Annotated in this window: 1 protein-coding gene; it reads left to right on the top strand. The window is 69.8% G+C overall.

The window, feature by feature from the left end; all coding sequences use genetic code 11:
- Positions 1 to 120: 120 nt before the first annotated feature.
- A partial coding sequence (locus tag QSK37_RS51315; RefSeq protein ID WP_285637455.1) for a luciferase domain-containing protein occupies positions 121 to 474 on the top strand: 354 nt, incomplete at its 3' end.

Below are 474 nucleotides of genomic sequence, written 5' to 3'. Positions count from 1 at the left end.
CCGTCCGGGGGGATTCCAGGAACGCACCAGGAATTCCGGGAGGCACCTGGAACGGGCGGAATCGCACCAGGACGCCCGCTGATCGCCGGTTCGCGTCGGTGATCGGCCACGCTGGCTTTCATGCGCCTGGGAAACCGCCCGATCTCGTACGCCGACCTGGTGATCGATCGATTCCAGAACTGGCCGCTGACGGAGTGCCGGGTGCATCATCCGCCCGGCCGCGCCCTGGCCCTGCACGGCCTGCAGGTCCTCCACCTCCATCGGGACGACCTGGCCGAGGTCTTCCTCACCGGGCCGGTCATCGACCGTCTCGACACCGCGCTTTCCGCCTCCGGCCGCGTCGACGTCTTCGCGGACACCGGCTGGGTCCAGGTCCACCTCGACACCGAAGGCGACCTGTTCCTGCTGCAGTCCCTGGTGAGCCTGGCCATCCAGGCCAACGACCCCGCGTCCCACCCGGTCCGCCCCGCCGTC

The organism is Actinoallomurus iriomotensis, from assembly GCF_030269445.1.
Taxonomy (GTDB): domain Bacteria; phylum Actinomycetota; class Actinomycetes; order Streptosporangiales; family Streptosporangiaceae; genus Actinoallomurus; species Actinoallomurus iriomotensis.
The sequence above is the reverse complement of the archived record's forward strand: the minus strand, read 5'-3'. Positions and strand labels throughout refer to the sequence as shown.